The 14,155-nt window shown below is 64.2% G+C and carries 12 protein-coding genes; 11 read left to right on the plus strand and 1 reads right to left on the minus strand.

Going from position 1 to position 14,155, the window contains the following annotated elements; translation table 11 throughout:
- Positions 1 to 34: 34 nt before the first annotated feature.
- From ACT9T4_RS13345 to ACT9T4_RS13355, 3 genes are read left to right on the plus strand one after another with little or no spacing between them, the layout of a single operon-like run.
- Positions 35 to 1,060, plus strand: a complete 1,026-nt coding sequence (locus ACT9T4_RS13345; RefSeq protein WP_499117405.1) for an aminoglycoside phosphotransferase family protein — start codon at positions 35 to 37, stop codon at positions 1,058 to 1,060.
- Complete coding sequence (murU, locus tag ACT9T4_RS13350) at positions 1,057 to 1,728, plus strand: N-acetylmuramate alpha-1-phosphate uridylyltransferase MurU (RefSeq protein WP_499117407.1); 672 nt, start codon at positions 1,057 to 1,059, stop codon at positions 1,726 to 1,728. The genes ACT9T4_RS13345 and murU overlap by 4 nt, the downstream gene beginning before the upstream one ends.
- Position 1,729: 1 nt before the next feature.
- The gene (locus ACT9T4_RS13355) at positions 1,730 to 2,488 is read left to right on the plus strand and encodes a DnaJ domain-containing protein (RefSeq protein WP_499117409.1); all 759 of its coding nucleotides are present in this window, start codon (positions 1,730 to 1,732) and stop codon (positions 2,486 to 2,488) included.
- A gap of 22 nt (positions 2,489 to 2,510) precedes the next feature.
- Here the strand turns inward: ACT9T4_RS13355 and ACT9T4_RS13360 are convergent, their stop codons facing one another.
- Positions 2,511 to 3,503 (minus strand): alpha/beta hydrolase family protein, encoded by a 993-nt coding sequence (locus ACT9T4_RS13360; protein ID WP_499117411.1) that lies wholly within the window; start codon positions 3,501 to 3,503, stop codon positions 2,511 to 2,513.
- Positions 3,504 to 3,629: 126 nt separating this feature from the next.
- Between ACT9T4_RS13360 and ACT9T4_RS13365 the strand changes: the two genes are divergently transcribed.
- The 8 genes from ACT9T4_RS13365 to ACT9T4_RS13400 all read left to right on the plus strand — a co-directional run bounded on the left by ACT9T4_RS13365 (position 3,630) and on the right by ACT9T4_RS13400 (position 14,096).
- Positions 3,630 to 6,032: a PAS domain-containing sensor histidine kinase gene (locus ACT9T4_RS13365; protein ID WP_499117413.1), complete on the plus strand. Its 2,403-nt coding sequence runs from the start codon at positions 3,630 to 3,632 to the stop codon at positions 6,030 to 6,032.
- A 15-nt stretch (positions 6,033 to 6,047) separates the two neighbouring features.
- Positions 6,048 to 6,677, plus strand: coding sequence for a response regulator (locus ACT9T4_RS13370; RefSeq protein ID WP_499117415.1), 630 nt, complete (start codon positions 6,048 to 6,050; stop codon positions 6,675 to 6,677).
- Positions 6,678 to 6,895: 218 nt separating this feature from the next.
- Entirely contained in the window at positions 6,896 to 8,005 is a 1,110-nt protein-coding gene (locus ACT9T4_RS13375; RefSeq protein ID WP_179539803.1) for an ABC transporter ATP-binding protein, read from the plus strand.
- A 44-nt stretch (positions 8,006 to 8,049) separates the two neighbouring features.
- The gene (locus ACT9T4_RS13380; protein WP_042556598.1) at positions 8,050 to 9,084 is read left to right on the plus strand and encodes an ABC transporter substrate-binding protein; all 1,035 of its coding nucleotides are present in this window, start codon (positions 8,050 to 8,052) and stop codon (positions 9,082 to 9,084) included.
- 115 nt (positions 9,085 to 9,199) lie between these two features.
- The gene (locus ACT9T4_RS13385) at positions 9,200 to 10,447 is read left to right on the plus strand and encodes an ABC transporter permease (RefSeq protein WP_042556599.1); all 1,248 of its coding nucleotides are present in this window, start codon (positions 9,200 to 9,202) and stop codon (positions 10,445 to 10,447) included.
- Positions 10,448 to 10,464: 17 nt separating this feature from the next.
- Positions 10,465 to 11,289 carry an ABC transporter permease gene (locus ACT9T4_RS13390; RefSeq protein ID WP_042556600.1) on the plus strand — a complete coding sequence of 275 codons (825 nt, stop codon included), beginning with the start codon at positions 10,465 to 10,467 and terminating at the stop codon, positions 11,287 to 11,289.
- 110 nt (positions 11,290 to 11,399) lie between these two features.
- Entirely contained in the window at positions 11,400 to 12,770 is a 1,371-nt protein-coding gene (locus ACT9T4_RS13395) for a sigma-54 interaction domain-containing protein (RefSeq protein ID WP_042556601.1), read from the plus strand.
- A 177-nt stretch (positions 12,771 to 12,947) separates the two neighbouring features.
- Entirely contained in the window at positions 12,948 to 14,096 is a 1,149-nt protein-coding gene (locus ACT9T4_RS13400; RefSeq protein WP_499117419.1) for an iron-containing alcohol dehydrogenase, read from the plus strand.
- Positions 14,097 to 14,155: the final 59 nt, after the last annotated feature.

Consider the following 14,155-nt stretch of genomic DNA (forward strand, 5'->3'; position numbering starts at 1 on the left):
CGCGCAACGGCTAGCGCCGTCGGAGACCCTTGTAATGCCTGATCAAGATGTACGTCTGCAACGCCTGCAACAGTGGCTCGAGCCGCAGCTGCAGCAGCTATTCGTTTCCAAGCAGTGGGGAGAGGTGCCACAAGCCCCGTTGCTACCGGCCAGCAGCGATGCCAGCTTTCGCCGATATTTCCGCTGGGAGGCAGCAGGGCGCAGCCTGATCGTGATGGATGCACCGCCTCCCCAGGAAAATTGCCGACCGTTCGTCGAAGTGGCCGCTTTGCTGGCGCGCGCGGATCTCAACGTGCCGCATATCCATGCCGCGGATCTCGAACAGGGCTTCCTGCTGCTCAGCGACCTGGGCCGTCAGACTTACCTGGATGTGATCGATAGCGACAATGCCGACAGCCTGTTCGCGCCCGCCATTGACGCCTTGCTCGCCTATCAGCGCCTGCCCATGGATACGCCATTGCCGCACTATGACGTCGCCCTGCTGCGCCGCGAACTGCAATTGTTTCCGGATTGGTATGTCGCCAGGGAGCTGGGCATCACCTTCGATGCCGCGCAGCAGGCTGCCTGGGAGCGCATTTGCACGCAATTGATCGACAGCGCCCTGGCCCAGCCCAAGGTGCTGGTGCACCGCGACTACATGCCGCGTAATCTGATGATCAGCGAGCCGAACCCCGGTGTGCTGGACTTTCAGGACGCCGTCTATGGCCCCGTCACCTACGATGTCACCAGCCTGTTCAAGGATGCCTTCCTCAGTTGGCCGGAGGCGCGCGTGCAGGCCTGGCTCGAGGATTACTGGCAGCAGGCTCGGGCCGCAGGCATACCGGTGCAGGGCGATGTGCAGGACTTCCTGCGGGCCAGCGACCTGATGGGTGTGCAGCGCCACCTCAAGGTGATCGGCATTTTCGCGCGTATTTGCCACCGGGACGGCAAGCCCCGCTATCTGGCTGACGTGCCGCGTTTCTTCGCCTATATAGATGCGGTACTCGGCAGGCGGCCGGAACTGGCAGAGCTTGGCGAGCTGATTGCCCAGCTCGAGCACGCCGCGGGGGCTGCCCGATGAAGGCGATGATTCTCGCCGCCGGCAAGGGCGAGCGGCTGCGGCCGCTGACGCTGCATACGCCCAAGCCCCTGGTCAAGGCCGCCGGTGTACCGCTGATCGAGTACCACGTGCAGGCTCTGGCGCGCGCCGGTTTTACCGAGCTGGTGGTCAATCACGCCTGGCTCGGTCAGCAGATCGAGGATTATCTCGGTGACGGCGCACGGTATGGCGTGAGCATCCGCTACTCGCCCGAGGGCGAGCCTCTGGAAACCGGCGGTGGCATCTTCAAGGCCCTGCCTTTGCTGGGCGATGAGCCATTCGTGGTGGTCAACGGCGATATCTTCACCGATTACGATTTCGCCAACCTGCGCCGCCCGCTGGGCGGGCAGGCGCATCTGGTGCTGGTGGACAATCCGCGACATCACCCGAACGGCGACTTCCTGCTGCACGACGGCCAGGTCGAAGATGGCGTGGCGGGCCACGACAGCTTCACCTACAGCGGTATTGCCGTGTTGAGCGCGGCGCTGTTCGCCGGCAGCCAGCCGGGAGCCTTCAAGCTCGCGCCCTTGCTGCGCGATGCCATGGCGGCCGGGCAGGTCAGTGGTGAGCGTTTCTCCGGGTGCTGGGTCGATGTCGGTACCCACGAGCGGCTGGCCGAGGTCGAACGCCTGCTGACGGGCGAGCGCTGATATGTACTGGCCGCTGACGCTGGTTGGTGCCGTGGCGGGCTACGCGCTGGCGAGCATCCCCGGGCTGCTGCTTGGCGGGCTGCTGGGGCAGGTGCTCGACCGGCGCCTGGGGCTGCGTGGCTGGAAGGCGCTGGGAGAGCGACTGCGCAGCACCTCGGCGGTGGGCGACGAGCACTTGCTGTTCGTCATGCTCGGCCGCCTCGCGAAAAGCGATGGCGTGGTGCAGCAGGCGCATATCCGCCAGGCTCGTGCCGAGATGCAGCGCCTGGCCGTTGGCGAGGCAGCCAAGGCCAGCGCCATCGACGCCTTTTCTCGTGGCAAGACGGGGCAGGACAATCTGCGCGGGCCCCTGCAGCGCCGTCGCGCCGACGCGGATGCGCTGTTGCGCGCCTGCTGGCGCATGGCCTGGGCAGATGGCCGAGTGGGGCAGGCGGAACGTGAGCTGATCCTGCTCTGGGGCAAATGGCTGGGCGTTTCCGCCGATGCTCAGGAGGCGCTGAGTGCCGCCTACTCACCGCGCCGTGGACCACCCACTGCCGCTCCTGACAGTTACCAGCAGGCACTGCGGCTGCTGGGCGTGAATGCCGAGAGTGACACCCAGCAGATCAAGAAAGCCTACCGGCGCCTGCTCAGTCGTCATCATCCGGACAAGATGGCCGGCAGTGGTGCGGCGCCCGAGAAAGTCCGTGAGGCCACCGAGAAGACCCGCGAGCTGCACAACGCCTATGCGCTGATTCGTCAGCGCCGGGGTTTTCGCTGAGCGGGGACTAGCGGCAATGCGCCTACTTGCCGCCTGCCTGCTTGTCGAGCCAGCCGCGCAAGCGGCGGAACAGTTGCTCCTCGGCCACGTCGGCGTTGCCGGGCAAGGCGTCCAGGCCGACCTGCACGAAGGTCGGTTGCTTCTGCCGCTGACTGAGCTGTTTGCGTAGCAGCGCGGCCTGTCGAGCGGTAGGGCTGTCGCGATAATAGAAGTCACCGACACTGGCCTTGAGTTGCGCCAGCAGGTCGTTGATTGGCGATTCGAAGCCTTCTGGCTGACGAAGATCCACCAGCAGCAGATGCGCCACGTTGGCTGGTTTGCGCTCGGCGATATAGCGGGCCGCCCAGTAGGCGCCACTGCCGTGGCCCATCAGCACCAGTGTCTTGGCCTGTTGTTGCCCGGCAAAGGCGATGCCTGCGTCGATCCGGGCGAACACCCGCTCGACATGCGCGGCGCGCGCGGCTTCTGCGTTCTGGGTCGGCTCGGTGGCTGGTGCCGATGTTGGCGCGGGTTCGGGCGTGGCGGGCTCGGCAGGTTTCTCCGCGGGCACCTCCCCAGCCGCCGGGGCGGATTCGACGACGCGTATCGGAAGGTTGGCGCCCTGGGGATCCGGCAGGCTCAGGCTCAGGCTGTGCCAGCCGGCATCCGGCAATTTCTGGCGCAGCGGGCCGATTACCCTCGGTGCATCGGCACTCTCCTCGTCGCCCGGCAGCAGAATCACCGCACCCTTGGGGGCCGGATCGTTGGCTGGCAGCCATAGGGCGAGGAACTGCGTGCCGGCGGCGTCGAGGCGCTGTTGCTCATTGGCCGCCAACTGACGTTCGAGGGCCAGGGCTTCGAGCTCACTGCGCTCGGCCAGAGGCGCGCGTTGCTCGGGCTTGGTTTCGGCTTTTTCGCCAGCGTCGGCTGGCGGGCTCTGCTCGCCATGCGCGGCCATGGTGCCTGTCAGCAGCATCAGGCACAGCATGTAGCGTGGCGAATGGCGAAAGCGCATCATCGAAGGGCCCGAGGTCATGCTGAAACGTCAATAGACCCTAGAGCCTAATCACTTGTCGTGGATTTGTCAGATCCAGATGTAGCTTAATGCGGCCTTTCACGGCGGGCGCTTGCCTGCTATCTCCTCGCGTTTCGGTGCCCGAGCATGATCCACCGCTGGCTGTTTTTCCTGCTGCTGAGCCTGCCAACCCTGTCGTGGGCGGACGAGTCGCCGTTTGCCCCCGCGCCGATCTTCGATGCAGCGCAGCAGCAATGGCTGGCCGATCATCCCGTACTGCGTGCCGGGGTCGTCTTGCAGGCGCCCTATGCGCAACTCGACCGGCGCTTGCACCGTCTGACCGGTGCCAACGTCGAGATGATGCACACCCTGGCTGCCTTGATGGGCGTGCAATTGCGCTGGCGGACCTTCCAGACTCAGGAGGAACTGGAAGAGGCGCTGCACACTGATCAGATCGACCTCGCCAGTGGCCTCGGCCAGACGCCTGCCGGGCTGCGTCGCTGGGTGTTTTCCGACCCTTTCCTGCGGGTGTCGCATTTGTTGGTCGGCGAGCGCGACAGCAACGGTTCGGTGGACCTCGAGCAACTCGACGGTCGTTCGCCGATTGCCTTGAAGGTATCGGATGCCGTCCTCGACTACCTGCGCAGCAGTTACCCGAGGCTCAGGCTGGATACCGCCAGTTCCCCGCGCCAGGCCCTGCAGCGGGTAATCAATCAGCAGGCCAGCTACGCGGTGCTCGATGAAGCGCAACTGGGGCGTCTGTCCCGTGAGCCGGAATTTCTCGGCCTGGCGATAGTCGGCGATATCGGTTTTCCGCAACTGCTGCGTGTCGCCACCCGGCGTGACTGGCCGGAGCTGTCGGCCATCGTCGATGTCGCGCTGCGCAGCGTCTCCGCTCGCGAGCTGGATGATCTGCACAACCGCTGGCTGCCGCCGAGCTATCTGCAGCAGGAAAGCTCGTCGAGCTTCTGGCGCGGAATCAGCCTGCTGCTCGGTCTGCTGTTGATCTTCGCCCTGCTGCTGGCGTTGTTGATGCGTCGCCAGCGCGACACCCTGGAGTTTCGTCTGCTCGCCGCGCGTCACGAGATCGAGCTGCGTGAAGTCGCCCGCGATGCACTGCGGCTGTCGCAATTTTCCATCGACAACAGCACGGTGGGCATTCTCTGGGTCAATTGGGACAGCCACGTGCGCTACGCCAACCGCGCGGCGGAGGCGATGCTTGGCTGTCGCAGCGGCGCTGTGGTCGATCGGCCGTTGAGCGATTTCGAGCCGAGCCTGAACATGGACCGCTGGCTCAACCTGTGGCGGCTGGCGCGCAGTGGTGACGAGCGGCCGCCGAGCTTCGAGACCGAATGCCTGCGGGCCGATGGCAGTCGCTTGCCGGTGGATGTATCGCTGAGTTTTCTGCAATACCGCGATACCGAGTATCTGGTGGTGTTCATCACCGATGTCACCGAGCGGCGCCGTGCCCTGGCCGCGCTGCAGGAGAGCGAGGCGCGGCTGCAGGGCATCGCTTCCAACGTGCCTGGCGTGGTGTTTCGTCTGGAGCGGGCCCGGCCCGGGGACCCGGCGTTGTTCGCCTTCATCGGTGAGGGCAGCGAAAGCCTGGTCGGCTATCGGGCATCGACACTGCTGGCGCCCGATCACGGTCTGCGCAGCCTGGTGCACCCGGACGACAAGGCCGATTACCACCGCGTTCAGGATCGCGCCTTCGACAGTGACAGCGACTGGCATTGGCAGGGGCGCATGCTCACCCATTCCGGCGAGTCGCGCTGGGTCGACATCAAGGCCATGGCCAGGCGCATGGCCGACGGTCGGCTGATCTGGGACGGCGTGGTCTGGGACATCAGCGAGAACAAACGCAACGAGCTGGCGCTGGCCGAATCGCAGATGCGTCTGCGCGATCTGTCGGCGCACCTCGAGAGCGTGCGCGAGGAAGAGAAGGCGCGCATCGCCCGGGAGGTGCATGACGAGCTGGGCCAGGTGCTCACCGTACTCAAGCTGGAAACCTCGATGTGCGAGCTGGGGTTCGCCGAGCTCGACCCGGGCCTGCGTGACCGACTGGACAACATGAAGAAGCTGATCGCCCAGTTGTTCCAGTTGGTGCGCGACGTGGCAACGGCGCTGCGCCCACCGATTCTGGACGCCGGTATCGCCTCGGCCATCGAATGGCAGGCGCGGCGCTTCGAAGCGCGCACGCAGATTCCCTGCCTGGTCGAGGTGCCCGAAAACGTACCGCCACTGAGCGATGCCAAGGCGACCGGGCTGTTTCGCATCCTTCAGGAATCGCTGACCAACGTCATGCGCCACGCCGAGGCGCACACGGTGAGCGTGCGCCTGGAACTGCTCGGTGACAGCCTGCGCCTGTCGATCAGCGACGATGGCCGCGGTTTTCAGCCCGCTGCGGTACGTGCCGACTCCTTCGGTCTGGTGGGCATGCGCGAGCGGGTGCTGATGCTCGGCGGACAATTGACCCTCGACAGCCGCCCCGGCGAGGGTACCCTGTTACGGGTAAGGGTACCGCTGAGCGAGTGTGTGTCCACCGACTGAACAGGGGCTAAACGCGTGATCCGAGTACTGGTAGCCGAAGACCACACCATCGTCCGCGAGGGCATCAAGCAACTGATCGGCATGGCGCGTGATCTGCAGGTGGTCGGTGAGGCGAGCAACGGCGAACAGTTGCTGGAAACCTTGCGCAACATACCCTGCGAAGTGGTGTTGCTGGACATCTCCATGCCTGGTGTCAACGGCCTGGAGGCGATTCCGCGCATTCGCGCCCTGGCCCAGCCTCCGGCGATTCTGGTGCTGTCGATGCATGACGAGGCGCAGATGGCCGCCCGCGCGCTGAAGATCGGTGCTGCCGGTTATGCCACCAAGGACAGCGACCCGGCCCTGCTGCTCACCGCGATCCGCAAGGTCGCCGGTGGTGGGCGCTACATTGACCCCGATCTTGCCGATCGCATGGTCTTCGAAGTCGGCCTGACCGATTCGCGGCCACCCCACGCGCGGCTTTCCGAGCGGGAATTCTCGGTGTTCGAGCGTCTGGTGCAGGGGGAGGGCGTCAACGAGATCGCCGCTCATCTGGCGCTCAGCAGCAAGACCATCAGTACCCACAAGGCGCGTCTGATGCAGAAGCTCAACCTCAATTCGGTCGCCGACCTGGTGCGTTACGCGGTCGAGCACAAGCTGGTCTGACAGCCCGACTTGTCTATTCGCGACGCGCTCGCCTCGGGCCATCGTCGATCGAATCGTGGGTGCGCTCCGAGGACGTATCCATTTGCGACACGGCTGTAGGGCTCGCCCTACAAGCGCCTTTCCGACTCCCTTATATCAAAGTGTCAGTACGCCCGATTTGCAGGTTCTAACGCCGGTCCTAGTCTTGAACCACGGTAGAACAACAGGCAGGTGCGGTGATGGGCGACACTTCTTCGAGCGACATCCTGGTCAGCTTTCGTGGCGTGCAAAAAAGCTACGACGGCGAGAACCTGATCGTCAAAGATCTCAATCTGGACATTCGCAAAGGCGAGTTCCTGACCCTGCTCGGGCCATCCGGCTCCGGCAAGACCACCAGCCTGATGATGCTGGCCGGTTTCGAAACGCCCACGGCCGGCGAGATCACCCTGGCCGGCAAGCGCCTGAACAACGTGCCGCCGCACAAGCGCGACATCGGCATGGTGTTCCAGAACTATGCACTGTTCCCGCACATGACCGTCGCCGAAAACCTGGCATTCCCCTTGAGCGTGCGCGGCATGAGCAAGGCCGACGTCGGCGAGCGGGTCAAACGTGCGCTGTCGATGGTGCAGCTCGACGCCTTCTCCGGCCGCTATCCGGCACAGCTTTCCGGTGGTCAGCAGCAACGTGTGGCTCTGGCCCGTGCGCTGGTGTTCGAGCCGCAACTGGTGCTGATGGATGAACCCCTCGGTGCGCTGGACAAGCAGTTGCGTGAACACATGCAGATGGAGATCAAGCACATCCACCAGCGCCTGGGCGTGACCGTGGTGTACGTGACCCACGACCAGAGCGAAGCACTGACCATGTCAGACCGCGTCGCGGTGTTCCATCAGGGCGAAATCCAGCAGATCGCCCCGCCGCGGGAACTCTACGAGGCACCTTGCAACACCTTCGTGGCCCAGTTCATCGGTGAGAACAACCGCTTTGCCGGCCAGTTGGTGGAACGCAATGGTGACAACTGCACCGTGCAGTTGAGCCGCGGCGAGAAAGTCCAGGCCCTGGCCGTCAATGTCGGCCAGCCTGGCGATGCGGTGAGCCTGTCGATCCGCCCGGAGCGCGTTCGCCTGAATGCCGCCGCACAGACCTGCGACAACCGTTTTTCCGGTCGTGTGTCCGAATTCATCTACCTTGGCGACCATGTTCGGGTGCGTCTGGAGGTGTGCGGCAAGACCGATTTCTTCGTCAAACAGCCGATTGCCGAGCTCGATCCTGCGCTCGCCGTCGGTGACGTGATCCCGCTCGGCTGGCAGGTCGAGCACGTTCGCGCCCTTGATCCGCAGTTGGCGGAATGATCGGCGTTTTCCGCTTTACCACAGCACTCGGAGCCAACATAAAAATGTCGAAGCTATTCTCCCTTTCCGCGCTGACACTGGGGCTGGTCTGCGCTGCACAGGTTCACGCCGCGGATCTCACCGTCATCAACTTCGGTGGCGCCAACAAGGATGCTCAGGTCAAGGCCTACTACCAGCCGTGGGAAGCGGCGGGTAACGGCAAGATCATCGCGGGCGAGTACAACGGTGAAATGGCCAAGGTCAAAGCCATGGTCGACACCAACAGCGTGTCGTGGGACCTGGTCGAGGTGGAATCGCCCGAACTGGCCCGTGGTTGCGACGAAGACCTGTTCGAAGAGATCGACTACTCGGTGGTCGGTGACAAGAACGCTCTGGTACCGGGCGCCGCTTCCTTCTGTGGCGTCGGCTTCTTCGTCTGGTCGACCGTCATGGCCTACAACGCCGACAAGCTGACCACCGCACCGACCAGCTGGGCCGATTTCTGGGACGTGAAGAAATTCCCGGGCAAGCGTGGCCTGCGCAAGGGCGCCAAGTACACCCTGGAGTTCGCTTTGATGGCCGACGGCGTTGCGCCGAAGGACGTCTACAAGGTGCTGGCGAGCAAGGACGGCCAGGAGCGCGCGTTCAAGAAACTGGACGAGCTCAAGCCTTACATCCAGTGGTGGGAAGCCGGCGCTCAGCCGCCGCAGTATCTCGCTTCCGGTGACGTGGTCATGAGCTCGGCCTACAACGGCCGTATCGCCGCCACCCAGAAGGAAGGCAGCAGCCTGAAAGTGGTGTGGGACGGTGGCATCTACGACTTCGATGCCTGGGCCATCCCGAAAGGCGCGAAGAACAAGGACCAAGCCCTGAAGTTCATCGCCTACACCCTGCAGGCTGAAAACCAGAAGACCTATTCGGAAAACATCGCCTACGGGCCGGTCAACCCGAAAGCGGTCGATCTGCTGGACGCCAAGGTCGCCGCCGACCTGCCGACCGCACCGCAGAACATCGCCAATCAGGTGGCCATGGACGTGACCTTCTGGGCCGACTTCGGCGAAGTCCTGGAGCAGCGTTTCAACTCCTGGGCTGCCAAGTAACGGCTCGCTCGAAAGGTGAAAGCGCAGCTGCTTTCACCCGTTGCAAGGAGCGCCTGCATGCAGGCGCTCCGGCTTCACCCCCGAATTCCTTATCTGTTTCACCGGAGTTAGCCCCATGGCCCTAGCAGTGCCCCATGCCGAGGTCGCCGGCCCCTCGCTCAAGCAGCGTCTGGCGCGCGCCGAGCGGATGAATCGCCTCAAGTCGCAGGCGTTGATCCTGCCGCTGGTGCTGTTTCTCGTCTTCACCTTTCTGGTGCCGATCGTGGCGCTGCTCAACCGCAGTGTGGATAACCCGGACGTGATCGGTTCGATGCCGAGAACCGTGGCCGCCATCGAAACCTGGGATGGTCGTGGCTTGCCCGCCGAGCCGGTCTATCAGGCACTGGCGCTGGATCTGGCCGAGGCGCGCGAGAAGCAGAGCATCGGTGACCTGTCCAAGCGCCTGAACATGGAGCTGGCCGGCTACCGCAGCCTGCTGGCCAAGACCGCGCGCTCGCTACCCTTCGAGGCCGAACCGGCATCCTACAAGGACGCGCTCGAGTCTTTCGATGAGCGCTGGGGCGATCCCGCCTATTGGCAGGTGATCCGTCGCAACACCAGCTCCTGGACCTCGTACTACCTGCTGGCTTCGCTCGACCATCGCGTCGATGACACCGGCGCCGTGGTCAAGACCACGCCGGATCAGGCCATCTACCTCGACATTTTCGCCCGCACCTTCTGGATGGGCGCGGTGATCACCGCCATCTGCCTGGCGTTGGCCTATCCACTGGCCTACTTGCTGGCCAACCTGCCGACCCGTCAGGGCAACCTGCTGATGATCATGGTGCTGCTGCCGTTCTGGACCTCGATTCTGGTACGCGTCGCGGCCTGGATCGTGCTGTTGCAGTCGGGCGGTCTGATCAACTCGGCGCTGATCAAGCTGGGATTGATCGACCAACCGCTGGAGCTGGTGTTCAACCGGGCGGGCGTGTACATCTCCATGGTGCACATCATGCTGCCGTTCATGATCCTGCCGATCTACAGCGTGATGAAGGGCATATCGCCGAGCTACATGCGTGCGGCGATCTCCCTTGGCTGTCATCCGTTCGCCAGCTTCTGGCGGGTGTATTTCCCGCAGACCCTGGCCGGCGTCGGTGCGGGCTGTCTGCTGGTGTTCATCCTGTCCATCGGCTACTACATCACCCCGGCGCTGCTCGGTAGCCCGAGCGACCAGATGGTCAGCTACTTCGTTGCCTTCTACACCAACACCACCATCAACTGGGGCATGGCCACCGCGCTGGGCGGCTTGCTGCTGGTCGCCACGCTGCTGCTCTACGTGGTGTACAGCTGGCTGGTGGGCGCTGGTCGCCTGCGTCTGGGTTAATGAGCGGAGAATAGAAAATGCTGAGCCCTTACATGTCTCCCGTGGAGCGCGCCTGGTACTACGGCCTGCGCCTGCTCTGCGGCCTGGTGCTGCTGTTCCTGGTGCTGCCGATCCTGGTGATCGTGCCGCTGTCGTTCAACTCCGGCACCTTCCTGATCTACCCGATGCAGGGGTTCTCGATGCGCTGGTACGAGGATTTCTTCGGCTCGGCTGGCTGGATGCGCGCGCTGAAGAACAGCATGATCATCGCCCCGGCGGCGACCGTGCTGGCCATGGTGCTGGGTACCCTGGCCGCCATCGGCCTGACCCGCTCGGAGTTCCGCGGCAAGGCGCTGGTGATGAGCCTGCTGATTTCGCCGATGGTGGTGCCCGTGGTGATCGTTGGCGTCGCCAGCTACCTGTTCTTCGCGCCGCTGGGCCTGGCCAACGGCTACCTGTCGCTGATCGTGGTGCACGCGGTATTGGGCGTGCCCTTCGTGATCATCACCGTGTCCGCCACGCTGCAGGGCTTCAACTACAACCTGGTGCGTGCCGCGGCCAGCCTTGGCGCCTCACCGATCACCGCGTTCCGCCGGGTGACCCTGCCGCTGATCGCTCCAGGCGTGATCAGTGGCGCGCTGTTCGCCTTCGCCACCTCCTTCGATGAGGTGGTGGTGACCCTGTTCCTCGCCGGCCCGGAGCAGGTCACCCTGCCGCGGCAGATGTTCAGCGGTATCCGCGAGAACCTCAGCCCGACCATCGCCGCTGCCGCGACCCTGCTGATCGGCTTCTCGGTGCTGCTGTTGCTGACCCTCGAGTGGCTGCGCGGGCGTAGCGAGAAGCTGCGTACCCAGGTCGAATAAGTCTCTACGTTTCGTAACCGCCGCACACCCCTCGGTTGCGGCGGTTTTTTTATGCCTGGGGATCGGGCGGAGTAAACTGCTGCGCTCTCCCGCGTTTCCCGGAAAGCCCCATGGATTTCGACGATCCCAGTTTTCGCGAGCTGCTCGATGCGCTGCACGACGGCGTGTACATCACCGATGCCGATGGCATCACCCTCAAGGTCAACAGCGCCTACGAGCGGCTCACCGGGCTGCGCAGCGAGGATGTGGTCGGCCAGCACATGCAGGCGCTGGTCGAGCAGGGGGTGATTTCCCAGTCGGTGTCGCTGCGGGTGCTCAAGGAGGGCAGGGCGCTGTCGCTGATGCAGAGCGTCAGCCAGGGCAAGCGCCTGCTGGTCAGTGGCACGCCGATCTTCACCGCCGAAGGCCAGGTTCGCTACGTGGTCAGCACCGTGCGCGACATGACCGAATTACTGCGCATGAAGCACGAGCGCGACGAATTGCAGCAGCTCAAGCAACTGCGCAACAGCACCGCGCGCCTGCATGCCGGCCAGCGCGACGATCTGCTCGACGCTTCACCGGTGGCCGACCACCCGGCATCCGGGCGGGTTTTCGCTCAGGCCCGCCAGGTCGCTGCCAGTGACGTGAAGGTCCTGCTGCAAGGCGAGACCGGGGTCGGCAAGACGCTGATCGCCCAGTACATCCACAAGAGCAGCCCACGGGCCGCGCAGCCGTTCCTGGCGCTGAACTGCGGTGCCTTGCCGGAAAACCTGATCGAAGCGGAGCTGTTCGGCTACGTGCCCGGCGCTTTCACCGGCGCCGGCAGCAAGGGCAAGCGCGGCCTGCTGGAGCTGGCGCACCACGGCACGGTGTTTCTCGACGAGATCGGCGACCTGCCGCTGGCCCTGCAGGTGAAGTTGCTCAAGGTCATCGAGGAAAGTCGTTTCATCCCGGTCGGCGGTCTGGAACTCAAGGAAGTGGACGTTCGCATCATCACCGCTACCCACCATGATCTGCGCGCCATGGTCGGCGACGGGCGATTTCGTGCCGATCTCTATTACCGGCTCAACGTGGTACCGATCCACATTCCGGCACTGCGTGAGCGGCGCGAGGAAATCCAGCCGCTGCTCGACTTCTACCTGACCGAATTCAATCAGCGCTACGGGCGCCAGCTCGAGTGGGGGCTGGAGGCCCTGGACGCGCTGACCGACTATTCCTGGCCGGGCAACATCCGCGAACTGATCAATCTGGTCGAGCGCCTGGTGGTTACCTGCAGCGGGGCGGTCGTCGAGCTCTTCGACCTGCCCGAAGAGATGCGCAACAGTGAGCGGGACGCCAGTGACGACAGCCTGCTGCCGTTGCGCAAGCAGGTCGAACAGCTCGAGCGACGGCTGATCCGCAACGCCCTGGTGCAGCACAAGACCACCCGCGAAGCCGCCCGCGTGCTCGGCTTGAGCCAGGCCACCCTGGTGCAGAAGATGAAACGCTGGGAGCAAGGCTGATCGGAAAATGGATCAGGCGAGGTCTTTCTGATCCGTTTGCTGATCGCTGCAGCACCCCAATAGCCTGTGGCAAATCGATGCAACCCGTCTACGGCAAGGGTTTCGTCAGGCTGGCACAGGAATCGCTATGACAGGCCCGAACCCGCAAAGCTGAACACCACATAAAAGGGCCTGATGATGAGTATTGCCGCATTCAAGATCGCCAATAAGCTGCTGACCGGCCAAGGCGCCGTCGAGCAACTGGCGAACGAACTGCCCCGTCTGAACATACAGAACCCGCTGATCGTCACCGATGCCATCCTGATCAAGTCGGGCACCGTCGAGCACGTTCTCAAGCAACTGGGCGAGCGCGCCTATGGCATCTTCGATGGCGTCGAGCCGGAGCCGGAGATCGCCATCGTCGAGGCCTGCGCCAAGGTGTACCGAACGGGCGGTCATGATGGTCTGATCGGCGTCGGTGGCGGCAGCGCCATCGATATCGCCAAGGCGGTGGCCGGTTACGTCGGCCATGACGGCGCGTTGGAGGAGCTGTTCGGTGTCGATCAGGTCAAGCGTAAAGGCCCGCCACTGATCGCCATTCCGACCACGGCCGGTACCGGTTCGGAAGTGACCAACGTGTCCATTCTTTCCGACAAGCAGGCGCAACTGAAAAAAGGCATCGTCAGCGATTACCTGTTGCCCGACGTCGCCCTCGTCAGCCCGCTGATGACCCTTACCTGTCCGCGCAGCGTGACGGCGGCCAGCGGCGTCGATGCCCTGGTGCATGCCGTGGAGTCGTACCTGTCGGTGAATGCCTCGCCGATCACCGATGCGCTGGCCATTGGCGCCATCAAGCTGATCAGCAAGGCGCTGCCCAAGGCCTACGCCAACCCGGCCGACCTCGTCGCCCGTGAAGACATGGCCACCGCCAGCCTGATGGCCGGCATGGCATTCGGCAACGCCGGCGTGGGTGCGGTGCATGCCCTGGCTTATCCGTTGGGCGGGCGTTTCAATATCGCCCACGGGGTCAGCAACGCGCTGCTGCTGCCCTACGTGATGGCCTGGAACAAGTTGGCCTGCGTCGAGCGCATGGCCGAGATCGCCACCGCCATGGGCGTGCAGACCTTTGGCCTGAGCGACAAGGCCGCTGCCGACCTGGCCGTCGAGGCCATGGCCGAGCTGTGCGCCAGCGTCGATATCCCCAAGGGCATGCGCAGCTTCGGCGTGCCGGAGGATGCCATCCCGGCCATGGCCGAGGAGGCCAGCAAGATCGACCGCCTGATGCGCAACAACCCGCGTCGCCTGACGGCCGGCGACATCGAGCAGATCTACCGCGCCGCCTATTGAGCACCTGCAACAGCTGATGACGCGCCCCGGTTCTGCCGGGGCGTACTGGTTTACGTCCA

It is taken from the genome of Pseudomonas sp. SZ40 (assembly GCF_052958135.1).